This is a genomic window from Pengzhenrongella frigida, assembly GCF_004168625.1.
Classification (GTDB): domain Bacteria; phylum Actinomycetota; class Actinomycetes; order Actinomycetales; family Cellulomonadaceae; genus Pengzhenrongella; species Pengzhenrongella frigida.
This window is the reverse complement of sequence record NZ_SDWW01000054.1, coordinates 1-24997: the sequence shown is the minus strand read 5'-3', so window position 1 is coordinate 24997 and position 24997 is coordinate 1. Positions and strand designations below refer to the sequence as shown.

The window sequence follows — 24997 nt, the reverse complement described above, 5'->3', positions numbered from 1 at the left end:
GTCACCGAACCCGCCAGCACCAGCGGGGCGAACCCCGCCCGCGCCGCATACAGGGCCGCGGTGTACCCGGCGGGGCCGGACCCCACGATGATCAGGTCCCGCAGGGTCGCGGTGGGGGAGGTGGGCATGGTCAGGCTCCGATCAGGGTGAGCCAGGCGACCAGCCCCAGGAGGGTGATGGCCAGGACGGGGATGGTCAACGTGATGCCGATGCGGAAGTACGTGCCCCAGCTGATGTGCATGCCCTTGCGGTCCAGCACGTGCAGCCACAGCAGGGTCGCGAGGCTGCCGATGGGCGTGATCTTGGGGCCGAGGTCGGCGCCGATGACGTTCGCGTAGACCATGAGCTCGTGGGTGATGCCGCTGGCACCGGCGGCGTCGATGCCCAGTGCGGCGACCAGGACGGTGGGCATGTTGTTCATCAGCGACGACATCCCGGCTACCAGGAACCCGGTACCCCCGGCGGCGGCCAGCGAGCCGTGGTCGGCGAAGGACGCGAAGACCCCGCCGAGCCGGTCGGTCAGGCCCTGGTTTCCCAGGCCGTACACGACGAGGTACATCCCCAGCGAGAACAGCACGACCTGCCATGGCGCCGAGCGCAGCACCGGGCCGACGGCGATCGGGCCGCGCGCGCCGGTGGCCGGACCATCGCCCGGGCCCGGGGCGCCGGCGGCCGAGCCGGAACCGTCGGGGCGGTCCTGCACCGCGACCCGGGTGCCGGCGTGCTCGACGGCCGGCTCCTCGCTCGACGCTGAGGATGAGGCCGAGGCCGACGCTGCCACGGCCTTGCCGAGGCGACTCGGGGCGAGCCCGGTCGCCGTCGTCCGACCGGCGAACACCAGCGCGGGTCGGCGCGCGGCGACGGCCACGATCGCCGTCGCGCACACGCCTGCGACCGCGGCGATGGGGACACCGAGCGGGTCGGCGGCGAAGTAGCCGAGCAGCAGCACCGCGAGCACCACCCACCCGGCGCGGAACGTCAGAGTGTCGTGGATGGCGCTGGCCGGGGTGGCGAGGTGGGAGACGTCGTACCGGGCGGGGATGGACTTGCGGAAGTACAACCGCAGCACCAGCAGGCTCGCCCCGAGCGAGACGAGGCTGACGGGGATCATCACGAGCGCGTACCGGGCGAACGTGAGTCCGAAGAAGTCGGCCGAGACGATGTTGACGAGGTTGGACACCACCAGCGGGAGGCTGGTGGTGTCGGCGATGAACCCGGTGGCGATGACGAACGCGAACGCCGCCGGTGGCCGGAACTTCAGGGCGAGCAGCATCTGGAACACGATCGGGGTGAGTATCAGCGCGGCGCCGTCGTTGGCGAACACGGACGCGATCGCGGCGCCGAGGACGACGATGAGGTTGAACAGCATCGTGCCGTTGCCGCGGCCCCAGCGGGCCACGTGCAGCGCGGCCCACTCGAACGTGCCGGCCTCGTCGAGCACCAACGAGATGATGATGACCGCCACGAAGGTCAACGTCGCGTTCCACACGATGCCCCACACGGTGGGGACGTCGCCGAGCTGGACCACGCCGGTGGCCAGCGCCAGCCCGGCGCCGCCCAGCGCGCTCCACCCGATCCCCAGGCCGCGCGGTTGCCAGATCACGAGGGTCAGGGTGGCCAGGAAGATGAGGACGGCGAGCAGCATGCGGACGTGCTCCAAGGTGATCGGGATGCGGTGCGCCGTGGGGCACACGCAGCGGCGCACCCACCGCGAAGCGGGCGCGCCGAAGGATTGTTACATCAGTAATCGCTGATATCAAATATCTCTGATATGTGTCCCGGAATGAGGCGATCTCATCGGTCGAGCCGGGCGAGGAGGAGGGTCACCTGGTGGTGGATCGCGTCGCGCACGGGGCGCACGTGCTCGATCCCGGGGCCGGCCTGGGTGGGCAGCGTCCAGTCGGTGGAGTCGATGCCCGGGAACATCGCGCAGTCCGCTCCGCAGCCGGTGGTGATGACGACGTCGCTCGCCTCGGCGTCCGCCAGCGTGAGCAGCCGCGGGACCTGCGCGGTGATGTCGATGCCGACCTCGGCCATGGCTGCCGCCGCCGTGGCGCTGATCTTCGCGTCCGGGTCGGTGCCGGCCGAGCGGACCTCGACGCGGTCGCCGCCCAGCGCGCGGGCGAAGCCGGCAGCCATCTGCGAGCGGCCCGCATTATGGATGCACACGAACGTCACGATCGGCCGACGCACCTCGGGAACCGCGGTCACAGGGGACGGACCGGGACGGCGAGCTCGTCGAGCAGGGTCCGCACCCGCACCTCGATCGCGTCGCGCACGGGCCGGACCTGGTCGAGGTCCATGCCGTGCGGGTCGGATAGCTCCCACTCCTCGTAGCGCTTGCCGCCGAAGACCGGGCACGCGTCGCCGCAGCCCATGGTGATCACGACGTCGGCTGCACGCACGACCTCGTCGGTCCAGGGCTGGGGGAACTCGGTCGAGATGTCGATCCCGCGTTCGCGCATGGCTGCGATCGCGGCGGCGTTGACCTCGTGGCCCGGCTCGGAGCCGCCGGACCAGGCGATCGCGGCGTCCCCGGCGAGGTGCTGGAAGAAGCCCCGCGCCATCTGCGAGCGGCCCGCGTTGTGCGTGCACAGGAACAGCACGACGGGCCGGCCGTCCGGGGTGCGGCCCTCGACCTTCGCCAGGGCCCGCAGGCGCTGGCGGGCGAACCGTTCGGCGAGCAGGGGCAGGAAGGTCACGACGCTCGCACGGCCGGCGAACTCGTCGTAGGACGAGCGCAGGAACGCCTCGATCGTCTCCGCGCCGAACGTGCCGTCGAAGTCGCTCGTCAGCCGCGCCGCGGCGGTCTTGAGGGCGACCTGCTGGTCGAGGGTGATCTCGATGGCACGGCCGTCGTCGTCTTTCCGGTCAGGGTTCATTGACTCAATGATTGCTGACTTTTATCGGGCTGTCAAGCGTCGCCTGGCTCGGCACCGGCGCACGCGGGGGCGCATCCCGGCGACCCACGGCCAAGACCGAGCGGAGGAGCTCCGGCCGGTTCGTGATGATGCCGTCGACGCCCAGGTTGATCGCACGCCGCATGGCGGCGTCGTGATTGACGGTCCACGTCAGGCAGCGCATTCCGGCCCGATGGATCTCGGCGACGTAGCGTGCGTTGATCGCGCGGTGGGCGGGATTGATCTGGTCGGCCCAGGTCGCGAGCTCGGGGAGCGAGGATGCCCGGGGGGTGCCCAGAACCCCGATCGGCACGGACCTCTCGAGGCGTCGATACGCGCGGATCGAGGCGAGGTCGAACGACTCGACGACCAGCCGCGAGGTGGCGACGCTCCGCTCGACATACCCGCGGAACGCGTTCATCTGGGCGACGACCTCGGCCTCGATCCCCGGGTACAGGTCCGGTGACTTGAGCTCGAGGAGCATCCCGGTGGGGGAGTGCTCGAGGAGGGCGATCACCTCCGCGAGGGTCGGGATCGGCTCGCCGGCAAATCCTGGCGCCTTCCACGATCCGGCGTCGAGGCCGCGGAGCTCGTCGAAGGTGAGGTCGCCGACATGCCACGGGCCGCGGCCGGGGAGGGCGAGCCGCGCATCGGTGGTCCGCGCCACGCTCGTGTCGTGCATGATCACGAGCTCGCCGTCGCGGGTGCGCTGGACGTCCAGCTCGAGCAGGTCAGCGCCGACGGCGATCGCGCGGCGGAACGCGGCCAGCGTGTTCTCCGGGACGAAGGCGCTCGCACCGCGGTGCGCCACATTGATGACATTCATGGCACCGGGCGACGCCCTGCGGTTCATTGCGAGGCTCAACTGCGCCTGCAGTCGCACATCCTTGCCCCTCGGTCGTCGAGGGGCGCGTCGGACGGCGGCCCCGCGGACTGTTCTAGCGTCGCCCGACGGCGCTCGCGCGGCTCGGCGATGAACGGGGGCGGTCGGCTCGATGAAGACCGCGCCGCGCGTGGGGTCAGAACGCCGTGAAGCTCAGCGTGGTTCCAGGAGGCGTGGCCGGAACCGGTGACCCGGCGTGGGCGGCGGTGACGAGCGCGTGCAGGTGGACCGATCCGGTGGACAGCCCCGCCGGGTAGCGGGCGAAGACCTGCGGCACCCTCCCCGGGGAGACCCGCGGGAGATCGGTCACCCGGACATCACCCGCGCGCAGGGCGTTTCCCGGGACCTGGCGGGCGGTGACCTGTGCGAGCCCCGCCGCGGACCTGCTCGCGGCGACACGTTGCTGGCCCCTGATCTGGGGCGCGGCGACGGTCGCGCTGAACCCGAGGTTGCCCGCCCGGGTGTCCGTCACGACGACATCGACGAACGGGGTCCCGCCGACCCGGGTCGAGGTCACGGTGAGGGCGCCGCTCGGGATCTCGACGGCAACGGTGTGCCCGGCGGAGGTCGACGGGCCATACGTGACCGAGACCGGCGACGACCCGCTGCCGCGCTGGCCGGTGCTGGCGGTGAAGGCGGCGGTGAGAGTGTGCGGGCCTGGACCCAGCGCGTTGGTGGCGATCAGCGCCGAGCCGCCGACGACGGGTACCGCGCGGGCGAGGATCGTCGCACCGTCGCGAACGACGACGGTGCCCGTCGGGTCGCCCGAGTCCGCTCCGACGGTGACCGCGACCGTGACCGTCTGGTTCGCTGGGCCCGTCGAGGGCGTGACGGCGATCGAGGTGGTGGTTCCGAGGGCCTGTGGAGCGGGGGTGACCGGCCGGACGTGCCACGGTGCATGATCGGGCGCGAGATGCGTCGCGGCGACCACCGCGCTGGACGACGCAGCTGCGGTGGCGGCCGGTGTGAATGCGATCAGCAGGCACGAGAGTGCGACGGCGCGGGCCACGGTGACTCTCATGGCGGGTGGACCTCCTGGGCGATCAGAGCCGTTGGCCGTCGCGTGGGGGACGGTTCACAGCCCTCATCGACCTGAAGGGGCCGGGTTCAACCCAAACGGGGCAGGGAGCGCAGCTCGGCGGGTCGCCAGTCGGCACTGGCGGGCGGAGCCGTGCCGGGTGGAGACTCACTCGGATCCGTCATCCGGACGCCGCCGAACCGCGAGGAGCCTGCTCATGCCCGACGATCGGTGGGCGCCGAAGCGGGCCGCGCCGACGATCGACGTCTGGGTCGTCGAGCCAGACGTGGCCGACGTCGGGCTGCTGGTCGCCGGCTTGGCGCACGGCGAGCGGGCCCGAGCCGCGACCCTGCCGGCCGAGCAGGCAAGCCGGTTCGTCGTGGCCCGGGCGCTGCTGCGCGGCGTCGTGGGTGCCCGGCTGGGCCGCCCCGCGCGGGACGTCGTCCTGCGGGCGCGGTGCCCGGTCTGTGCCGGTCCGCACGGACAGGTCGAGGTCGTGCCGCACGGCGGCGGCGTGCCCGCGCTGCACGTGAGCCTCACCCGCGCGGGACCGCTGATCGCCGTCGCGGTCAGCGACGCGGGTCGGGTCGGGGTCGATGTCGAGTCCTGTGCTTCCGTGGCCGCCGCACGACTCGCCGACGTCGCGCTGTCACCTGCCGAGCGTGGTGCGCTCCGTGGAGGATCTCCCGACACCCGGGCGGTGGCGCTGGCGCGGTCCTGGGTGCGCAAGGAGGCAGCACTCAAGGCGCTCGGGACCGGGTTGCGGATGGACCCGGCCCTGCTCGACGCGCACCGCCGGACCGCGAACCTGCCCGCGCGCGGCCCGGCCGGCGCGGAGTCCGGCGGCGGTCGCACCCGGGTCGAGATCGCCGACCTCCGGCTCGACCGGGGCGCGGTCGGGGCGGTCGCCCTGCTGGGCGCGGCCCGCGGCCGGCGGTGGTCGGCCCGGCTCGGCGCGCGCCGTCGGCTCTCGGTCGTCCTGCACGACGGCGACGCGGTCCTGGCCAGGCTCGCCGCGGCGCCGAGCCAGGGGCCCTGACCTACCGGGCGCGCCCGGCGGGGCGTTTCGTCGGGGCCGGCAGCAGGGGAGAGTCGAGCCACCCGGCCAGGAGCGTTGCGACGGTCAGCGCGAGGGATGCGCCGCCGACGGCGGTCGCGTGCGCAGCGCAGTGTCCGCGGAACTCGGTCGTGGTCACCGACAGGTCGGCGTGCTCCTTCGTCCATGCGCGAACCAGGGCGAAGAAGGCGTCGTCGCCGAGCGCTCCGCGCAACGCGTGCAGGGTCAGGGCACCCCGCTTGTAGACCCGGTCGTCGAAGACGTGGGCGGGGCCGGGGTCGGCCAGGACGAGGTCCTGCGGGAGCCCGGCCAGCCGGGTGTGCCACAGCCGGGCCAGCGAATCGGCGCTCTTGCCGCCGGACGCTTCCGACCAGAGCCATTCCGCGTAGCAGGCGAAGCCCTCGTTGAGCCACAGGTGCTGCCACGAGGCCACCGAGACCGAGTTGCCGAACCACTGGTGTGCCAGCTCGTGCGGGATGAGGCGTTCGTCGCCGCGGGTCGGCGCGAGGTGGTTGGCGCCGAAGATGGACAGGCTCTGCGCCTCGAGCGGGATCTCGAGCTCGTCCGCGGTGACCACGACGGTGTAGCTCGGGAACGGGTACGGGCCGAACAGCGTGCTGAACGCCGCCATCATCGCCCCGTGCTCGGCGAGGCGTCGGCGGGCCAGCGGGACGAGGTGCGCGGGCAGCACCGCTCTCTGCGGCACGGGCACCGAGGCGAGGAGGATCTCGGCGTACCGCCCGATCTGCACCGTCGCCAGGTAGCTCGCCGTCGGGTGCAGCTCCTCATAGACCCAGGTCGTGCTGCTGCCCCGGACCCGCCGGTCGACCAGCACACCGTGTGCGACCACCCGGTAGGGGTTCTCCGCGGTCACGGCGGTGCGGTAGGTGGCCTTGTCGGCTGGGCGGTCGTTGCAGGGGAACCAGGTCGGCGCCCCGGTCGGCTGGCTCGCGACGACGACACCGTCCTCGAGCTCCTCCCACCCGACCGGACCCCACGGGCTGGGGATCGGCCCGGGACGCCCGCCGTAGCGCACCGTGACGGTGAGGACCGTCTCGGCGGCGACCTCGTCGGCCAGCTGGAGCACCAGCCGCCCGGCGCGGTGCTGATGGCGGGCGAGCGTCGCCCCGGCGACCTGGACCTTCGTGACGGCCAGGCCCACGAGGTCGAGCCGGAGCTCGGTGAGGATCTCGCGGGTACGGATCCGCAGCGTCGCGGTGCCGGTCAGACGGTTGGTGCGGACCCGGTAGGTCAGGTCGAGGTCGTAGTGCGCGACGTGGAAGGCCGTGCTGCCGTGCAGGAGGGCGTACGGGTCGCGGGCTCGTTCTCGTCTCGTGCCGCCAGTCGTCACCGAGGAACCCCGTCCGTGCGCCACGGGGCGATCGGGTTGCCGACCCAGCGGGAGCCGGCCGGGACCCGTTCACCGCGCAGCACGAGGGACGCGGGGCCGATCGTGGTCCCCGCACCGAGCTCGGCGGCCGGCAGGATCACCCCGTGCGGGCCGAGCGTCGCCCCCTGCGCGAGGACGACGGTGTTGAGGCTCATCACGCGGTCGTGGAACAGGTGGGTCTGGACGATGCAACCGGGCCCCACGGTGGCGCCGTCGCCGAGGCGCACCAGGTCGGCCTCCGGCAACCAGTAGGTCTGGCACCACACGCCGCGACCGATGCGCGCCCCCATCCCTCGCAGCCACCACACCAGCGCGACCGTCCCGTTGGCGGCGTCGGCGAAGAACGGCGCCGCCAGCATCTCGGTGAAGGTGTCCGCGAGCTCCCCGCGCCATACGGCGCCGCTCCACAGGGGGTGCTCGCCGGCCCGGAACCGGCCGACGAGCAGCCACTTCGCCGCGATGGTCACCGCCGCGGCGATCGCGCCGGCGGCGAGCAGCACCGGCCCGCCGAGGGCTGCCGCGAGCCACCAGCCACCCGCGAGCACGAGCGCCTGAAAGGCGAGGAGGGTGCCGAGCGCGAGCGCGCCCACGGCGAGGGTCGGCACGGCGCGGCAGGCCTCGACGGCGGCTCGCGCCCAGCGCAGCCGGGTGGGGGGCTCGTAGGTGCGACCGGGGTCGTCGAGGGTGGCGGCCCGGGGCAGGAGCACCGGCGGGCTGCCGAGGTAGCTCGACCCGGCGCGGGTGCGGTTGGGGGTGGCGGAGAGCACCGCGACGAGGCCGTTCTTCGGGACCGTCCGGCCCGGCGCGGTCATCCCCGAGTTGCCCACGAACGCGCGACGACCCACCTTGGCCTTGGCGACCCGGACCCACCCACCGCCGAGCTCGTACGGGGCGACCATGGTGTCGTCGGCGAGGAAGGCGCCGTCCTTCAGCCGCATCATGGTGGGCACGCCGATGACCGTGGAGATCTCCGTGTCGTGCCCGACCTTGGCGCCGAGCAGGCGCAGCCACAGCGGGGTGACGATCGAGGAGTACAGCGGGAACAAGCCGGTGCGCGCGGCGTCCATCAACCGTTGGACGGCCCACGCCTGCAGGCCGACGCGCGAGGACACCGGGTGGTACCCCTCGGTCAGGCCCCGGCCGAAGAGCCGCACGGCCCCGAGGACGAGCAGGGCGTAGGTGACGAAGACGACGACGGTGGCGCCGAGCCCGGCCGCCAGCGCCGGACCGGCTGCGCTCGACAGCGACGTCGCCGGGCGCACGGCCCAGCCGACCAGGACGAGACCGACCGCTACGGCGAGGGGCCCGAGCAAGGCGATGCACGCGCCCGTCGCCCCGTAGGCGACGGTCCACCACGGCGAACGTCGCGACCGTACGGGCCGCTGGGCCGGCCAGGGGTGGCGCGCCTCGTGCGCTTTGGCCGCGGGCGAGCCGATCCAGTACTCCCCGGCGCCGGTCGCACCGTGCACGGCCGAGCCCGCTGCGACGTCGGACCCTTCCTCGACCCGCGCCCCGGGGTACAGCACGCTGCGTGCGCCGACGGTGGCCCGCGCGCCGACCGCGATGCGGCCGAGGTGGACGACATCGCCGTCGACCCAGTATCCGGACAGGTCCACCTCGGGCTCGACCGCGCAACCGTCGCCGAGGGTGAGCATGCCGGTGACCGGCGGGACCGTGTGCAGGTCCACACCGTGGCCGAGCCGCACCCCGAGCGCCCGCGCGTACACGCCGATCCAGGGCGCACTGGCTGGCGTGACGGCACCGAACCCCTCCGTCAGCCGCTCGGCCGCCCACAGCCGCAGGTGCACCGAACCGCCGCGGGGGTGGTCGCCGGGGAGCACCCCCGCCAGGAGCAGGCGTGCTCCGAGCGCGCTGATCCCCATCCGCCCCAGGGGACTCACGGTGACGAGCCACCCGGCGGCCAGCCACCACCACGAGACCTCGACCGCCCACGGCACGGACCACGCGGCGTCGAGCACGAGGTTGAGCGCGGCCAGCACGGTGAGCCAGCGGAGCGCGACCAGGCCCCGCAGGGGGAGCAGGGCGAGGAGCTGGATCGCCTGGCTGCGGGCGGGCACCGGTCGCACGGTGCGGGTGGTGGCGGTGGTGGCGTCGCCGCTGTGGCCGGGCCACCGGGACTGCAGGTAGGCGGCGAGGTCGCCGACCCGGGGATGGTCGTAGACCTCGGCCACGGTGGCCTCGGGGTACCGGGTCCGTAGTGCGGAGACGAGCTGGGCGGCGGTGAGGGAGCTGCCCCCGCGCGCGAAGAAGTCGTCGTCCTCGTCGCTCGGGTGGACCCCGATCACTGTGGCCCACTGCTGTCCGACCCACTTCGCGGTGCCGTGCAGGGTCGAGCCCGGTCCCGCGGCGTCGAGGCCCGCGACGGGCCAGGGCAGGGCGTCGCGGTCCACCTTGCCCGAGGTGCGCGAGGGGATGTCGTCGACGACGGCGAGCAGGGGGACCATCGAGCCGGGCAGTGCGTCGCGCAGCCGGGCGAGCAGGTCCGCCGTGTTCAGGCCGCCCGGGCCGGCGGGCACCACGTACCCCACCAGCAGCGTGGCGCCCGACGGGGAGCGCCGCACGGCGGCCGCGGCGCCGGCCACGCCCGGCAGCGCCAGGAGGGCGGCGTCCACCTCGCCGAGCTCGATCCGGTGCCCGTTCACCTTCACCTGGTCGTCGGCCCGGCCCCCGAAGACGAGGCCGTCGTCGTGCCGCACGACGAGGTCGCCCGTGCGGTAGGCGCGGTCCCAGCCGAGGTGAGGCATGGGGGCGAACTTCACCGCGTCGAGGTCGGCGTCGAGGTACCGCGCCACGCCGACCCCGCCGACGATCAGCTCGCCCGTGCTGCCGTGGGGGACCTCGTTGCCGTCCGGACCGACGACCGCGAGGTCCCAGCCGTCCAGCGGGAGCCCGATCCGCACGGGTTCACCGGGACTGAGCAGCGCGGCGCAGGCGACGACGGTGGTCTCGGTCGGGCCATAGGTGTTCCACAGCTCTCTGCCCTCGCGCGCCAGTCGCTCGGCGAGCTCGGGCGGGACGGCCTCGCCGCCGAAGATCAGCAACCGGACGCCGTCGAGGCAGTCCACCGGCCACAGGCCGGCCAGGGTCGGGACCGTGGAGACGACACTGATCTCGCGTTCGACGAGCCAGGGGCCGAGCTCGAGCCCGGCCCGCACCAGCGCGCGGGGTGCGGGCACGAGGGTGGCCCCGTGGCGCCAGGCCAGCCACATCTCCTCGCACGAGGCGTCGAACGCGACGGACAGGCCGGCGAGCACGCGGTCGTCGGGGCTGATGGGCGCCGCTCGCAGGAACAGGCCCGCCTCGGCGTCCACGAAGGCGGCGGCGCTGCGATGGGTGACCGCCACGCCCTTGGGGCGTCCGGTCGAGCCGGACGTGAAGATGATCCACGCGTCGTCGTCGGGCCGCGGTTCCTCGGCCGCGCCCCGGTCGGGGACGGTCGGCGGCGCCGAGCCGTCCGGCCGCGTGACGTCCGGGCCGTCGCCCATGATGACGACCACGCCCGCCTCGGCGAAGACGCGCCGGGCCCGCTCATCCGGGTCGTCGGCGTCGACGGGTACGTAGGCGGCTCCGGACCGCAGCACGGCCAGGACCGACAGGTAGAGGCCGACCGTGCCGGACGTGGCCCGCACCCCGACCCGGTCGCCCCGCCGGACCCCGACCGCGGCGAGGCGGTCGGCCCGCAGGCGCACCGCCTCGGCCAGGGCCGCATAGGTGAGGACCTCGTCGCCGTCGTCGATCGCGATGGCGTCGGGATGGTGGGTCGCGGTGGCGGTGAAGATGTCGACGAGCGTGCGCGGCACGGTGGCTCGGCCCGAGGCCCGCAACGGGTCGGTTGCCAGCGCATCGGTGGACATGGGGAAAGGCTACGACGCAGGTCGGGCCGAACGGCTCAGGTCCGAGCCGCAGAGCGGGGGCTCGACGTCTCGCGTCGGGGGTTCGCTGAGGATTCATCTGGTGTTCATCCGATCGGGGGCGCGGGAGCCTCAGGTGCGCGGGTCGGGTGCCGAACATGGAACCGTGACCTCGCGAGCAATCGATCGGCCGGCCGTGCCAACGCCGTCGCCGTCGCCGTCGGGCACCTTGGGTTGGGTGCGCGACAGCGCCCGAGAGAGTGTTGCCGGACTGCTCGGTGACATTGCTGTGCCTGCCGTCCTCGTCCCGGGGGAGGTCACCGCAGCCGAGGTCGATGAGCTCTTCCGGCGGGATCAGGGTCTGCATTGCGTGGTCGTCCAGAGCTTGGACGGACCGGTCCTGGTGGATCGATCGTGGTTCGAGGCCGCCATCACCGGTCGGCTCGGGTACGGGCGGCTGCTCCATGCCCGCAAGCCGATCCTGGCGATGATCGCCGAGGACACGCTGGTGCTGGACCACCACACCACCGTGGAGGAGGCGGCCGCGGCGGTGATCTCCCGGCGGGTTCCGGGTGCGAGCGCCAACGCGGTGGTCGTGACCTGGCCGGACGAGTCGCTCGGGGTGGCCCACGTCTCGGCGATCTTCGAGAGGCTGGCGCGCCAGTACGCGTACCAGTCCTGGCACGACCCGCTCACCGGGCTCCCCAACCGGCGATACCTGATGGAGCAGATCCGGGTCGTGGGGCAAGCGCATGCCTCCGGTCAGCAGGCGTGGCATGCGGTGCTGTTCTACCTCGACCTCGACCGGTTCAAGGACGTCAACGACCAGCTCGGGCACGGCGCCGGTGACCAGGTCCTGGCCGAGTTCGCGCGCCGGATCACGGCGGCCTCGCGCCACGACGACGTCGTCGTCCGGCTCGGTGGAGACGAGTTCGCGATCCTCACCGCCACTCCTCTCACCGTGACGCAGAGCGAGGCCTTCGCCGCTCGGCTCGTGCTGGAGGCCGCGGCCCCGTTCGTCGTGGAGGTCACGGACAGCTTCGGGGTCTGCGCCGAGAAGGTCGTGACGATCGGCGCGAGCGTGGGGGTTGCGCACACCGGCGGGACACTTCCGGCCGTCCTGGTCACGTCGCTGGACGTGCTGCTCAAGCAGGCCGACATCGCCATGTACCGCGCCAAGGAGCACGGTCGGGGACGGGCCGAGCAGTACCGACCCGAGATGCGCACCGGCCTGGAGGCGACCGAGACCACCCAGGCCCGGCGCCACATGGAGCGCGCCCTGCGCACGGCGATCGAGAACGGTGCCCTTGCGGTGCACTACCAGCCGGTCGTCGAGCTCCCCTCGGGTCGCATCACCGGCGTGGAGGCCCTGGCGCGGTGGAACGACCCGGTGCTCGGCAACGTCCCGCCCGACCAGTTCATCCCGCTCGCTGAGACCACGGGCCTGATCCTCGACCTCGGGGAGTGGGTGCTGCGGGCCGCGTGCCACCAGGCCGCCCGGCACACCTCGGGCGTGCAGCGGGACCTGACGGTCTCGGTGAACGTCTCCCCGGTCCAGCTCGCCCAACCGGGGTTCGTCGACGTCGTGATGGGGGCGTTGGCGGACTCGGGCCTGCCCGCGCGCCGGCTCTGCGTGGAGGTCACCGAGACCGCCGCGATCTCGAACCTGGCCGAGACCACCGCGCGGTTGTGCGAGCTGCGCCGGCGCGGGGTGCAGATCGCCCTGGACGACTTCGGTACCGGCCACTCGTCGTTGACGATGCTGCGCGGGCTACCCCTGTCGATCGTCAAGATCGATCGCTCGTTCGTGGCGAAGGTCACCCGCAGCGCGCAGGACGCCGTGCTGGTCCGCCTGGTGATCGAGACCGCACACACGCTCGGGCTCCGGGTGTGCGCCGAGGGCATCGAGGACGCCGAACAGGCCCAGCAGCTCGTCGCGATGGGCTGCGACCTGGCTCAGGGCTGGTACTTCGGGATGCCCGAGCCGGCATTCGAGCGGTCGTCCGCGACCACCATGGCCGTCTCGCGGGTACGGGGAGCGCTGGTTCGTGGCCGGTCGAGCGTCGGGCCGCTCGCCACCGGAGGTGAGATCAGTCCCAACCGTTCGCGGGCAGCCCGTTCGACCAGCAGGGGGACGTAGTCGCGGACGCGCCCATCCAGCCGGGCGTGCTCATCGCGCACCGTCGTGCGTACGGTCGCAGGCGGTTCGCTGTGTCGTCGGCGTCCGTTCATCTCGTTCGCGTCGTGGCGTTCGCTGGGCGCGTGGTGTGCTGGAGCGCCGAATCGACCCGACCGAAGGAACGTCCATGGCCTTCACGACGCCACCGGCACCACAGGGTCGCAAGCAGTACGTCGTGCGCCTCACGATCGAGGTCACGGGACGCAACCCCGGCGAGGCTGCGCAGGCAGCACTGCACCAGATCCAGCACGATGGCCTGGCGAACGCGAGTCCCCGCGTCGCGGAACGTGTCGACGGCGCGACACGCTGGCCCGCGGACCTCGGGGCTCGGCACGCCGACGCCGTGGCTGACCCGGTCGGCCACGAGGCCCGGGAGGAGCTCCAGGGCAATTTCCTGGGCTGAGCTCGGTCGACCTTCGGCGGCCGGGACGCTACCCGGCCGCCACGGTGGTGCGGTTCAGCTCATCCAGCGGCGCCGACGCGGGGCGCTGATCTTGTTCCACACCGCCGAGATCCGCTCCTCGAGGTGGGCGGCGCGCGCTTGCTCGACGGCGTGGAGCCGCCCGTACGTGAAGGAGCTCTCGCCGGCCGCGGAGGCCTCGATACCCGTGTTCAGCAGCAACGCACCACGCTTGAGAAGATCGTCGTGGTTGGCGAGCAGCGACTGGAGCTCCTTTGCCGAGCGGGCGAACTTGTCCGCCGAGCCACCCATCGTCGGCACGACGACATCCGCCGCGTAGCGGACCCGGGCGCTGGCGGTGAAGGCCGAATGCAGGTGCCGGTCTCGGTCCGCGCCGGGCAGGGCCGACGACGCCGCTTTCCAGGCCTTGGCCAGTCGTTCCCAGTCGTGGCGGACGAGCCCCGGCAGGACCCGGACGGCGGGTTTGGCGGCGTCCTTCGGCAACGGCCCCGCCGCGACCAGCGCATCAAGGGCGTCGAGAAGTCGGTAGTAGCGCACGGAGCCGAGTGCCTCGAGCACCCGATGGTGCGCGCCGGCACGCTCGGCGGCGAGACTCGTCGTCAGACGCTCAGCGACCGGTCCGAGCACGAGGTCAGCGGGTTCCCGAGCGACCAGGTCGGTGAGCCCTTCGCCGGCGGTCTGGGCGTCGCGATCCGCGCCGAGGAGCCCGGCCAACCATCCCAGCTCGGTGCGCATCAGCTCGCTCGGCCCGCGCTCGAGCACGGGCCGAAACGTCGCTAGCGCGGCGCGCAGCTGACGGATGACGACGAGCATCTGCTGCGCGGCACCCGGTTGGTCTCGGCGAACCCGGGGGTCACGCACCAGGAGCAGGTCGCGGAGGGAGGCAAGGTGCTCGCGCACCACCGCGCCGGCGCAACGTGGGTCGAGCTGGTCGTCCGGGGATTCGGCCGGTGTCGCGACCAGCCGGTCTCCCAGGGCGCGGGTGAGCTTGGACGGCCACTGCGGGGAAGAACCCCCAGCGGATCGCAGGCGCGTGAGCGCGCGGGCGAGCAGATCGCGGTCGCCCTGGACGAGCTCGATGTCCCATTCGCGCCACGCGTCGACGACGGCTGCGGTCGCGGTGGGAGTCGTGGACGTCACCGCGTCGTCGGCGACCTCGAGAAGCACCCGTCCGTGCGCGTCGCGCAGTCGGCGCACCGTGCGTGCCGTGCGGAGCGTCGCCACGGGTTGGAGGGTCGATTCCCGCACCCGCGCCGCGATCACCGCGGCAAGGCCGGCCGGGACGCCCGAGGCTTCTTGTCCGGGCGGGGCCCGCACGTCGAGCCACTCGTCCGCCGAGACCGGCACGTTCAGCTGCCAGCCGTCGTCGGGCCCTCCGGATCGACGGCGCAACGTGATGCGAGCCTGCGTCAGGCGGAGATCGGGGGTGTCCCAGTGCGCTGCCTCGAAGACATACCGCTCGCCGGGGTCGGCCGAGGCAACGCCAGGCAGTCCGGAGAGATCGGGAACGGCAACCTCAGGGGGTGCCTCGAGCTTGGCGTCGATCTGGCGGTGGTGTCCCATGCCGCGAACCCTTCGCGTCGGTCAGCGGAACTTCAGCGGTGGAAGGTATTCGAACGTCAGGGAGCCGTCCTCCCGGGGCCTGACCCTCCAGGCGGCCCCCTTCTCCGTAGCGCGCGCCGGCGCGTCGATCCGGCCCGACGACCGCCCGGCGTCGAGCAGGGTGTGCAGCACCTCGCCATGGGTGCACAGCGCCCACGGCGCGGACGCGTTCCCCAGGATCCAGGTCATCAGCTCGTCCACCCCGCCGTCCACGGCGAGCAGCGCCTGGTCTTGCACCGCCACGCCCCGCGCGGCCGCGAGCGGCTCGACGGTCTGGCGGCACCGCACCGCCGCGCTCGACCAGACGGCCGACACCTCGTCATCGGTGAGGGATCGGACCAGGGACTCGGCCTGGACCAAGCCGCGGGCTGTCAGCGGGCGCAACCCGTCGTCCCGGTCCCAGTTCGCCTTGTGGCCGGCATGGGCATGGCGCACGAGAATCACGTGGCCAACTCTAGGCGCGCGTCCCGGGCGAATCCTGCGGCGGTGTTCGATGCGCGCTCGGTTGTTTCACTCTCGATGGAAGATTTCATCTCGCGTTCACCGGCGAGTTCCGCGGCCGCAAGGTCAGGGTTGCCCGCGAGCCCAGGCCCGCAGGCAACCCGCCGCCTGTGCGTGACTCATCCCCACCGTCGGCGACGACGAACTCTCACCGCGATCAAGGCGGGGGATGGTGCGTTTGGTGCTGGTGTCGCGGCCTCGTCTTGCACCCTCCCTTTCGTGCTCGCTCCGGTGGATCCGCCCAGGCCGGTGTCGAGGTCCCGATCGGACATCGATAGCACCGTCTATGCGCTGGGGCCCGGTCAGTAGGCGAAGTGGATCTGGCTGCGGTGGTGGGTCGGCTTCTCGATCTCGTCGACGATCGCGAGGGCAAAGTCGGGGCCTTCGATCGCGGAGCTGCCCTCGGCGTCGAAGAGGGCGACGTCGGTGCTGGTCCGGTAGGTGTTGCGGGGCTCGCCCTGCGGGGTGTAGGCGCCGAAGGCGGCGCCGGGGCTGACGAAGAGCCAGTCGAGGTTCTGTGGCGTGCTGGTGCTCAGGGCGGTGAGCACGGAGTCGCCTTCCCTGGCCTCGGCGGCGAACTCTGGCGGCAGGTCGCCCTCGGCGAAGCGCGGCGCGCCCGGGGCCGGGCGCAGGGAACTGAAGCCGCCGACGACGATCAGTCGGGCACCGGCGGCGGCGGCGAGTTCGGCCAGGTTCGTGTAGGTGGCCACCAGGGTGCCTTCGGTTCCGGCACGCGGGGAGAGGGCTCCGATCACGACGTCGGCTCCGGTGACGATCTGTTCCGCGTCGGCGGCGGTGCCCTGCACATAGCTGGCGCCGTCGACGGGCTCGGCCGGGAGCGAGCGGCTGAGTGAGATCACCTGATGCCCGCGAGAGGTGGCCTCCTTCACGATCGACGATCCGGCGTACCCGGTTCCCCCGATGACGGCGATGGTGCTCATCTGTTTGTCTCCCCATGTTGTGCGGTGCGCTGGCGGATCAAGCCAACTCTGGTTACCGTAGGTGACCAGACCACCGTTGGGAAGAAGGCACTTCTTGGTAACCACATGCGCGGGCGTCTCCGCCGCTCCGGGCGGCGACCCATACCAGCAGGGCTGTCCGACCCGGCGCATCTTGGATCGGATCGGAGACCGCTGGACGGTCCTGGTCGTCGGGGCGCTCGGCGACGGTACTGCGCGCTTTTCCGAGCTCAAGCGCCGGATCGAGGGGATCTCGCAGAAGATGCTCACCCAGACCCTGCGCGAGATGGAACGCGACGGCCTCGTCACGCGCACCATGTACGCGCAGGTGCCGGTGCGGGTCGAGTACCAGCTCACCGACGCCGGGATGAGCCTTCGCGGCCCGCTGAAAGCACTGGAGGAGTGGTCGATCGAACACCTCGGCATGGTCATGACTGCCCAGCAGGTCTACGACCAGCCCAGCTAGCACGCGGCGGCACCGAACTCGCGGGCACGGGGACACGTAGACGACACGCCGCTCCGGTGAATCGCCGCGTGCCGGGCCGGTGGGCTCGGTACCGCGAAAGAGGGGCGGCCGACGAGCGGGCCTACACGGACGGCACCGTGGCGGGCGTCGCGTGGGCGAGAGCCCAGGCGAGCGCGTGGTCGGCGACCTCTTCCCAGCCTGGTTCGGCGCAGATCCAGTGCGACCGGCCGGGGAACTCGTAGTACTCGGTGATCGCGGGCGACTTGGCGTAGTGCTTCGCGTTCGACCTGTTCACCGACGGCGGCATGATGTGGTCCTTCTCGCCGCCGATGAACAGCAGTGGAGCCCGGTCGGCCGAGTAGTCGACCCACGTCTCCTGCTTTCCCGGCTTGAAGTTCGCGATCAGGCCGTACGCCCACACCCAGTGGCCGGGTGCCGGGATCGCGAACTCCTGCCATACGGCGTCGGACTCTTCGCGGGGGAGGGTGTTCGCGAACGCGTAGTGAAACTCCGAGGGCGTGAATCCGACCGCCTTGCGGAAGTTCGCCGGGTTCTTCAGCGCGGGGAAGAGGGACTTCACCTGCGAGGGCGGGTTCACCCGTACCCCCTCGGTCGGTGCAGAGTCGACGACGACGGCCGAGGCACCGAGGCCCCTCGCCAGGAGAAGCTGGGTGAGCGTGCCGCCGAAGGAGTGACCCATGATGATCGGCAGCCTGGGCAGCGCCTCGATGTGCGCGGCGATGTGGTCGACGGTCTCGGGGACTGTCAGATCGGCGATGATCTCGGGGTTCTCCCGAAGCGCCTCGACCTCGATCTCGAAGCCGGGGTAGCCGGGCGTCAGCACGGTATAGCCCTTGGCCTCGAAGCGTTCCTTCCAGCCGCGCCAGCTCCGCGGCGTCATCCACAAGCCGTGGACAAGGACGATCGTGTCGGGCGCGGTGGTGTCGGTCGGGTGGGTCATCGTGGTTCCCTTCGGGTCGCGTGGAGGGGTCAGGAGTCGATGAAGGCGAGCAGGTCGGCGTGCAGCCGATCGCGTTCGGTGTCGGGCAGCCCGTGGGCGCCGTCGGCGTACACGGTGAGCGTCGCGCCGGCAATCGCGGCGGCCGAGCGCCTGCCGCCGACGTCGATCGGCACGATCTGGTCGTCGGAGCCGTGGATCACGAGAGTCGGCACGTCGATCTTCGCGAGGTCGACCCGGAAGTCGGTCGCCGAGAACGCGGCGATGCACTCGTAGGCGCCGTGGTGGCCGGACGCCATGGACTGCAACCAGAATGCGTCGCGGACGCCCGGGGAGACGTCGTTGTTGCGGTTGTTGCCGAAGAACGGTCCGTCGGCGAGGTCGCGGTACAGCTGAGAACGGTCGGCCGCCTCGCCCCCGCGGATCCCGTCGAAGACCTCGGCCGGCAGCCCGTCGGGGTTGTCGTCGGTGCGCAGCATGAGCGGGGGGACCGCCGAGACGAGGACGAGCTTGGCGACGCGGCTGGTCCCGTGTCGTCCGACGTAGCGCACGATCTCCCCACCGCCGGTCGAATGCCCGACCAGCGTGAGGTCGGTCAGGTCGAGGTGGTCGATGAGGCGCGCGAGGTCGTCGGCGTAGGTGTCCATCTCGTTGCCGTGCCAGGTCTGGCTGGACCGGCCGTGACCGCGCCGGTCGTGGGCGATGGCCCGATGGCCGTGCTCGGCGAGGTAGCGGGCGGCCGCATCCCACGCGTCCGCGTTCAAGGGCCAACCGTGGCTGAGAATCACCGGCGTGCCGGCGCCCCAGTCCTTGTAGAAGATCTGGGCGCCGTCGTCGGCTGTGACGTGGGACATCGAAGCCCCCTCTCTCTTGAGTGGATGCCTCGACGCTGCTGCACGGGTGGGTGACCTCGAACCACGTGGTGCACGTAGTGTCGCGGTTTCAGGGCGACGTGAGGTGCTCTGCGAGCTGGCGGCGGGAGGTCACGGCGAGCTTCCGGAACACCTTGCGCAGGTGGTAGTCGACGGTGTTCGTGCTGATGAACAGCGCGGCGCCGATCTCGGCGTTCGTCTGCCCGTTGGCGGCCATGCCCGCGATCGTGGCCTCCTGCGGGGTGAGGCCGCCGTCTCCCGGTTCGTTCCGCAGGACGTGCTCTCCCGTGGCCGCGAGCTCGCGCCGAGCCCGGTCGGCGAATGCGGGCGCGGCCACCCGTTCAAAGATCGCCAGGGCGAGGCGCAGCTGTTCACGGGCCTCCCGGCGACGCTTCACGCGGCGCAGCCACTCGCCGTACAGCAGGTGCCCTCGGCCGAGCTCACCGGGCGCGGTCGTTCGCCGTAGGTGCTCGATCGCGCGCACATAGCGGTCTTCGGCCTCGGCGTCGGGCGCGAGCAGGGCGGCGGCGCGTTCGGCCACCCCCCTGGCCCACGGGGTGCCGCTCGCTGCGGCAAAGACCGCGAGGCGGTCGGCCGCCGACCGCGCAGCCGCGGAGTTCCCGCTGCGCACCCCGGCCTCCACGAGCTCGGGCAGCTGCTGGTAGCTGACCTGCAGGAATGGTGTGTCGACCATGGGCCGCAGCCGTTCGAACGCGTCGCGGTAGTGCCCGTCGGCGAGCTGACGGACGCTGAGGCCGGTCATCGCCACCGTCCACGCCCCGCCGAATCCCGTGGCGAGGATCCCCTTGGCGATCAGCTCGACCTGCGTCGTCGGCGCCCCGGCCCACGCGAGGTACGAGGCGTTGACGACCTGCTCGGCGTCGTAGCCGATCGCCGTGCGCAGGTCGCGCACCTGCTCGATATAGCGGCCCGACGCCGCCGGGTCGCCTCGCACGAGCTCGACAAGGCCGAGAAGCCAGAGCGTCGTGTCCAGCACGCGCAGGAGCCCCGCCGCCCGGGCCACCTGCGCCGTCCGCTCGAGCAGCTCGACACAGGCGCGCTCATCCCACAACGCCATGGTCAGCGCGATCCCAAAGTGCCCCAGGTCCAGCAGGTCGGCGTCGTCGGCTGTCTGGAGCATCTCGACCGCGGCACGCATCGACGGGACGGCTTCCTCGTACGGCAGCAGGATGTGCGCGCTGAGCGCACGAAGGGCGACTGCATGCGAGCCGTCGGCCACGGCCACCCCTTCGGCGAGGCGTCGCCCGAGCTCCGGCAGGGTGAGGTCCTCCATCGCCCACTCCGCCGTGAGAGCCATCTCGAACGCCCGCACCAGGGCTCGTTGCTCGAGCTCCGGGGCGACGCCGTGGAACAGGTCCGCGGCGCGCAGCAACGTCGCCGCTCCTCCGGTGATCCCGGCGGGGTCGGCCACGAACATCGCGAGCATCACCCGCAACGAGCGCGCCCGGCCCGCACCCACGGGATCCAGACCTGTCGCATCGAGTCGATCGAGCAGCCCGAGGGCCATTCGTGCGCCGCCGGCAGCTGCCGACGCCTCGGCCGCGGCCAGGAGTCGGCCGTCGCGGACCGGACCGGCCGGGGTGAGGTCGGCGGCGCGGGAGAGCAGGCGCGCGCGCGACGCCGACCCACCTCGCGCCCCGGCGTCGTCGGCTGCCTGCTCCACCCGCGCGGCTACGGCGTCATCCGATCCCACGGCCGCGGCGGATGCGTGCCATACGGCCAAATCGGGCCGGCCGAGCTCGTCGGCAACGTCCCGCAGCGCCCCGTGTACCCGCAGCCGATCGGCGGCCGTCATCGCGTGGTAGACCGCAGCCCGAACGAGGGGGTGGCGGAATGTGACCGTGTCGTGGACCGACGCCAGGCGGGCCCGCTCCGCGCCGGCTGCCGCTCCGGCGGGCACGCCCAGCCGCGACGCCGCCCGGTCGATGACGATCGCGTTCCCGCTTGACTCGGCCGCTGCGACGCGCAACCAGAGCTGCGCGACGTCGGGAATCTCCTCCACGAGGCCCAGGTAGTGCGTCTCGAGGCGCAAGCCGATCGGCACGGGCATCGGTGATATCCATGAGTCGGTGAGCTGCCGCGCCGTGAACTCACGACCCAGGTCGATCAGGGCGAGCGGATTGCCGAGCGTCTCCTCCGCGATCTGCCGGGCGATCAACGGGTCCAACGGCCCGCTCGCCGACCGGTCCAGCAGCTGCACAGCAGAGACTGGATCGAGACCGCCGAGATCCAGCCGCGGCAGCCCCGCGGCGGCGACGTCTACCCGGGCGTCGTGACGTGTCGTGAGCAGCAGCGCGATCGACTCGGCCTTCAGCCGGCGCGCGACGAAGGCGAGGATCTCGAGCGACTCGGCATCGACCAGGTGCGCATCGTCGACGACGCACACCAGAGGCTGGGCGGCCCCCGCAGCCGCCAGGAGCGAGAGCATCCCCAGCCCGACGAGGTAGCGATCAGGCGGCGGCCCGCCATCAAGACCTGCCGCGATGCGCAGCGCCGCCACCTGCGTGGCAGGCAGCTCCTGGAGATGCGCAGCCATCGGTGCGCCGATCCTTTGGAGCGCCGCGTACGCCATCGTCGATTCGGCCTCGTACCCGTCGGCGCGCACCAGGCGCATCCCGCCGGCGTTGCCGATCGCCTGGTCGAGCAGGGCGGTCTTTCCCACGCCCAGGTCACCCCGGACCAGCAGGGCGCCGCCGCGACCGTTGCGGGCACCGCCGATCAGCGAACTCACGCGATCGAGTTCGCTCCTGCGTCCGAGGATGGAGCCGTCGGGGGTGCCGATGACTCACCCTAGACACGGTGTGCAACACGGTGCGCGCCGAGTGACAGCGTCCGGTCCGTCCGTCCAGGCACTGACAGCGCCCACCCCCGGTATGGCGCACAGCGCCTCGCCAGCACCCCGGCCAAGTCTCGGGTGCTCGCTCGGAGTGAAGTGACCTGGCGCCGCAACGTGCTCGAGATCATGACGGCACCGCTCAAATCGGCGTGTGGCGGCGTGCGGCCTGCGTTCCTCAGAATCCGCTTCCGATTTGGGTTCCCTGGAAGGGTGTGTCGAATCCCAGCGTCCCCGTCGGGTCGCTCTCGCCATTGCCTTCGTACCGCCAGAACAGCAGGTCGCCGTTTTCTTTGACCCCGTAGAAGATGACAGCTCGTCCGCCTTGATCGGTGGACCCTCCGAAGAGGTGACGGAAGTCGGTGAAGCCGCGCCCGATCTGGTTTCCGGAGTTGTTCCCGACTTCCGTGAATCCGTTGCTCCCCGTCGGGTCGTGCTCGCCGTGGCCGGTGTAGCGGAACCACAGCAGGTCGCCGTTCTCGGGAACCGCGAGAAATGCACCGCCACCGACCCCGACGATGTGTCGGAAGTTGCGGAAGCCGCGGCCGATTTGGTTTCCTTGGTTCGGCCCTTCGAAGCCCAGCGTCCCTGAGGGGTCATGCTCACCGTTGCCGCTGTACTGGAACCACAGCAGGTCGCCGGCCTCGTTCACGAGGAAGATCGTGGTCTTCGTGGCGTGACCTTCACGGGGCGACACGAAGAGGTGTGGAAATGTATGGAAACCGTTCCCGATCACAGTCCCCTGGTTGGGGCCTTCGAACCCCAGCGTTCCGGTCTCGTCCTGCTCGCCATTGCCACTGTACTGGAAGTAGGTGAGGTCACCATTTGGCTGGACCGCGAGAATGATTCCGTCGCCGCCTCCGGCCATGTGAACCATACTTCCAAATCCGCGGCCGATCTGGTTGCTTGAATTGTTGCCGGGTTCGGTGAAGCCTTTGGCCCCCTTTGGATCGGGTTCGCCTCGTCCGGTGTAGCGCCAGAAGCGAAGGGCTCCGTCGTCTCCGACGGTGAAGAAGCGACCGACGAACGGAAGTCCGCTGTCGACCGGCGTGGTTCCGTTCCCGCCGTAGAATATGTGCTTCATGCTCATTTCCGCATCCTCCCCCGTGATGGACACAACGGCTGCAAGATCGCGCGCAAGGAACAAACCACTTCTAGCGGGTTGGGTGCGGAGGTGTCAAGGGCGGACTCGAGGGTCATTCGCCGCCTCGCGCGGAGAGTGGCTCACAGCGACGTGACGACTCCGGACGGCGCGGCGATGGCTCTACGCGCTGATCTGGTCCGTGACGTGGTGCGTCGGACGACCGCTCACGCGAGTCGTGGACCACCACTGTCGCTCCGCTCGCAGAAGCCCCAAGTGCTCACGGTCGTCCCGCCGAGGATCCCCGGCCAAGGCAGGAAGTCCCGCTTCTCGTGCCGCTCTCACCCGCACGGGGTGGTGCGGCGCCCCGGTGGCGTGGGGAACCTGGACCTTCGAACCGGAACGACGAGAGAGGTTGACGGCGATGTCACACTCGGCCGAAGTGGCGGTTCCGGTGGAGGTGGGCGACCACGAGGCGCGGCGGGTTCGCCGACCAGCGCGCAGACCGCACTCCAGCAGGGCCGAACGCGTGGCTCACGGCAAGGCGACGCGGGCCGCCGTCCCGCTGGAGTCCCACGCTCTCCTGTCGTCGAGCGACCTGCGCCCCGACCCGGTCGAGCTGCTGGCACGCCAGGCGGCCAGCCGGGTCCCCGAGCTCGTCCCGATCCGCTACGGGCGGATGCTGGTCTCGCCGTTCACGTTCTACCGCGGGGCCGCCCTGGTCATGGCGTCGGACCTGGGGGGCACGCCGCACTCGGGGCTGAGCGCGCAGCTCTGCGGTGACGCGCACCTGAGCAACTTCGGGGTGTTCGCCTCGCCGGAGCGCCACCTGGTCTTCGACGCCAACGACTTCGACGAGACCTTGCCGGGCCCGTTCGAGTGGGACGTCAAGCGCCTCGCGGCGAGCCTCGAGATCGCCGGGCGGGACAACGGCTTCAAACGCAAGGAGCGACGCGCCGTCGTGCTGGCGGCCGCGCGCGGCTACCGGGAGGCCATGCGCACGTTCGCCACCCAGACCAACCTGGAGGTCTGGTACGCCCACCTGGACCTGGACCAGGAGCTGCCGGCGATCCTCGCCCAGCTGAAACCGGCCCGAGCGAAGCTGACCGAGCAGGCGATGGCCAAGGCCCGCACGCGGGACAGCATGCAGGCGTTCAACAAGCTGGCAAAGGTCGAGGACGGACGGGGCAGGATCATCAGCGACCCGCCGCTGATCGTCCCGGTCACCGAGCTGTTCTCCGACGAGGGCGCGACGGAGCTCTTCGGTCAGCTGAGAACGCTGCTGCGGTCCTACCGGCGGTCGCTGCAGTCCGACCGCAGACACCTGCTCGAGGAGTTCACGCTCGTCGACATGGCTCGCAAGGTGGTCGGCGTCGGCAGCGTCGGCACCCGGGCGTGGATCCTGCTGATGGAAGGCGTGGACCAGGCCGACCCGATGTTCCTGCAGGCCAAGGAGGCCCAGGCCTCCGTCCTGGAGGACTTCGCCGGGACGAGCCTGTACGCCAACCACGGCGCCCGGGTGGTCGCCGGACAGCACCTCATGCAGGCCAGCTCGGACATCTTCCTCGGCTGGCAGCGCACCAAGGGAATCGACGGGGTCGAGCGGGACTACTACATCCGCCAGCTCCGGGACTGGAAAGGGGCTCTGCCGCCCGAGGAGATGATCCCCGGCGGCATGGCGATCTACGGCCGACTGTGCGGCTGGACGCTCGCTCGCGCCCACGCCCGCTCCGGTGACCGCCTGGCGATCGCCGCCTACCTCGGCGGCAAGGACACCTTCGACCAGGCCATCGCCGACTTCGCGACCGCCTACGCAGACCTGAACGAGAAGGATCATGCCGCGCTGCAGGCGGCCGCCGACGCCGGGCGGATCACGGTCCAGACGGGGCTGTGAGCCGGCGGCACGCCCGGGCTATCGGTACTCGGGGTTCGGGTGGTCGAAGCGCTCGCCGGCATCCCATGCGCTGCGCTGGTTGCCGTGGGC

20 protein-coding genes and 1 pseudogene are annotated in these 24997 nt (G+C 71.7%); 5 read left to right on the top strand and 16 right to left on the bottom strand.

What is annotated here, in order from left to right; translation table 11 throughout:
- The 6 genes from EUA98_RS20335 to EUA98_RS17130 form a co-directional block, all read right to left on the bottom strand.
- On the bottom strand, positions 1-128 hold a 128-nt coding region (locus EUA98_RS20335), incomplete at its 3' end, for an FAD-binding protein (RefSeq protein WP_130103918.1).
- 2 nt (positions 129-130) lie between these two features.
- Positions 131-1660 (bottom strand): arsenic transporter, encoded by a 1530-nt coding sequence (locus EUA98_RS17150; protein ID WP_207219127.1) that lies wholly within the window; start codon positions 1658-1660, stop codon positions 131-133.
- Between the two features lie 134 nt (positions 1661-1794).
- Positions 1795-2193, bottom strand: a complete 399-nt coding sequence (locus EUA98_RS17145) for an arsenate reductase/protein-tyrosine-phosphatase family protein (RefSeq protein ID WP_130103920.1) — start codon at positions 2191-2193, stop codon at positions 1795-1797.
- A 14-nt stretch (positions 2194-2207) separates the two neighbouring features.
- Complete coding sequence (locus tag EUA98_RS17140) at positions 2208-2882, bottom strand: arsenate reductase ArsC (protein ID WP_130103916.1); 675 nt, start codon at positions 2880-2882, stop codon at positions 2208-2210.
- 4 nt (positions 2883-2886) lie between these two features.
- Entirely contained in the window at positions 2887-3726 is an 840-nt protein-coding gene (locus EUA98_RS17135; RefSeq protein ID WP_165372884.1) for a glycerophosphodiester phosphodiesterase, read from the bottom strand.
- 193 nt (positions 3727-3919) lie between these two features.
- Positions 3920-4804, bottom strand: a complete 885-nt coding sequence (locus EUA98_RS17130; protein ID WP_130103914.1) for an Ig-like domain repeat protein — start codon at positions 4802-4804, stop codon at positions 3920-3922.
- A gap of 214 nt (positions 4805-5018) precedes the next feature.
- On the opposite strand from EUA98_RS17130, the gene EUA98_RS17125 reads away from it, so the two are divergent.
- On the top strand, positions 5019-5840 hold the full coding sequence (locus EUA98_RS17125; RefSeq protein WP_165372883.1) for a 4'-phosphopantetheinyl transferase family protein: 822 nt from the start codon (positions 5019-5021) through the stop codon (positions 5838-5840).
- A gap of 1 nt (position 5841) precedes the next feature.
- On the opposite strand, the gene EUA98_RS17120 is transcribed toward EUA98_RS17125, so the two are convergent.
- Together EUA98_RS17120 and EUA98_RS17115 are read right to left on the bottom strand one after the other, a co-directional pair.
- Positions 5842-7209, bottom strand: a complete 1368-nt coding sequence (locus EUA98_RS17120) for a M1 family metallopeptidase (RefSeq protein ID WP_130103912.1) — start codon at positions 7207-7209, stop codon at positions 5842-5844.
- Positions 7206-11123: a Pls/PosA family non-ribosomal peptide synthetase gene (locus EUA98_RS17115; RefSeq protein WP_130103911.1), complete on the bottom strand. Its 3918-nt coding sequence runs from the start codon at positions 11121-11123 to the stop codon at positions 7206-7208. Before EUA98_RS17115 ends, EUA98_RS17120 begins: the two co-directional genes overlap by 4 nt.
- 286 nt (positions 11124-11409) lie before the next feature.
- Between EUA98_RS17115 and EUA98_RS17110 the strand changes: the two genes are divergently transcribed.
- Complete coding sequence (locus tag EUA98_RS17110) at positions 11410-13260, top strand: putative bifunctional diguanylate cyclase/phosphodiesterase (protein ID WP_165372882.1); 1851 nt, start codon at positions 11410-11412, stop codon at positions 13258-13260.
- An 11-nt stretch (positions 13261-13271) separates the two neighbouring features.
- On the opposite strand, the pseudogene EUA98_RS20665 reads toward EUA98_RS17110, so the two are convergent.
- A pseudogene (locus tag EUA98_RS20665) lies at positions 13272-13352 on the bottom strand (hypothetical protein); the annotation flags it as partial.
- Between the two features lie 74 nt (positions 13353-13426).
- Between EUA98_RS20665 and EUA98_RS17105 the strand changes: the two are divergent.
- Complete coding sequence (locus EUA98_RS17105) at positions 13427-13702, top strand: hypothetical protein (protein WP_130103909.1); 276 nt, start codon at positions 13427-13429, stop codon at positions 13700-13702.
- A gap of 54 nt (positions 13703-13756) precedes the next feature.
- Here the strand turns inward: EUA98_RS17105 and EUA98_RS17100 are convergent, their stop codons facing one another.
- The 3 genes from EUA98_RS17100 to EUA98_RS17090 all read right to left on the bottom strand — a co-directional run bounded on the left by EUA98_RS17100 (position 13757) and on the right by EUA98_RS17090 (position 16869).
- Entirely contained in the window at positions 13757-15283 is a 1527-nt protein-coding gene (locus EUA98_RS17100; RefSeq protein ID WP_130103908.1) for a CYTH and CHAD domain-containing protein, read from the bottom strand.
- Between the two features lie 21 nt (positions 15284-15304).
- Positions 15305-15766 carry a SixA phosphatase family protein gene (locus EUA98_RS17095; protein WP_165372881.1) on the bottom strand — a complete coding sequence of 154 codons (462 nt, stop codon included), beginning with the start codon at positions 15764-15766 and terminating at the stop codon, positions 15305-15307.
- Between the two features lie 359 nt (positions 15767-16125).
- The gene (locus EUA98_RS17090; protein WP_242511651.1) at positions 16126-16869 is read right to left on the bottom strand and encodes an NAD(P)-dependent oxidoreductase; all 744 of its coding nucleotides are present in this window, start codon (positions 16867-16869) and stop codon (positions 16126-16128) included.
- A 67-nt stretch (positions 16870-16936) separates the two neighbouring features.
- Here EUA98_RS17090 and EUA98_RS17085 point away from each other — a divergent pair, with 67 nt between their 5' ends.
- On the top strand, positions 16937-17248 hold the full coding sequence (locus EUA98_RS17085; RefSeq protein WP_350339510.1) for a winged helix-turn-helix transcriptional regulator: 312 nt from the start codon (positions 16937-16939) through the stop codon (positions 17246-17248).
- A 121-nt stretch (positions 17249-17369) separates the two neighbouring features.
- Here EUA98_RS17085 and EUA98_RS17080 read toward each other — a convergent pair whose 3' ends face one another.
- The 4 genes from EUA98_RS17080 to EUA98_RS17065 form a co-directional block, all read right to left on the bottom strand.
- Positions 17370-18209 (bottom strand): alpha/beta hydrolase, encoded by an 840-nt coding sequence (locus tag EUA98_RS17080; protein ID WP_130103905.1) that lies wholly within the window; start codon positions 18207-18209, stop codon positions 17370-17372.
- A 29-nt stretch (positions 18210-18238) separates the two neighbouring features.
- On the bottom strand, positions 18239-19060 hold the full coding sequence (locus EUA98_RS17075; protein ID WP_130103904.1) for an alpha/beta fold hydrolase: 822 nt from the start codon (positions 19058-19060) through the stop codon (positions 18239-18241).
- An 88-nt stretch (positions 19061-19148) separates the two neighbouring features.
- Entirely contained in the window at positions 19149-21860 is a 2712-nt protein-coding gene (locus EUA98_RS17070) for a LuxR C-terminal-related transcriptional regulator (RefSeq protein ID WP_255424317.1), read from the bottom strand.
- A gap of 250 nt (positions 21861-22110) precedes the next feature.
- Complete coding sequence (locus EUA98_RS17065; RefSeq protein WP_130103902.1) at positions 22111-23022, bottom strand: tachylectin-related carbohydrate-binding protein; 912 nt, start codon at positions 23020-23022, stop codon at positions 22111-22113.
- A 520-nt stretch (positions 23023-23542) separates the two neighbouring features.
- Here EUA98_RS17065 and EUA98_RS17060 point away from each other — a divergent pair.
- On the top strand, positions 23543-24907 hold the full coding sequence (locus EUA98_RS17060; protein ID WP_242511647.1) for a DUF2252 domain-containing protein: 1365 nt from the start codon (positions 23543-23545) through the stop codon (positions 24905-24907).
- Positions 24908-24997 lie beyond the last annotated feature (90 nt).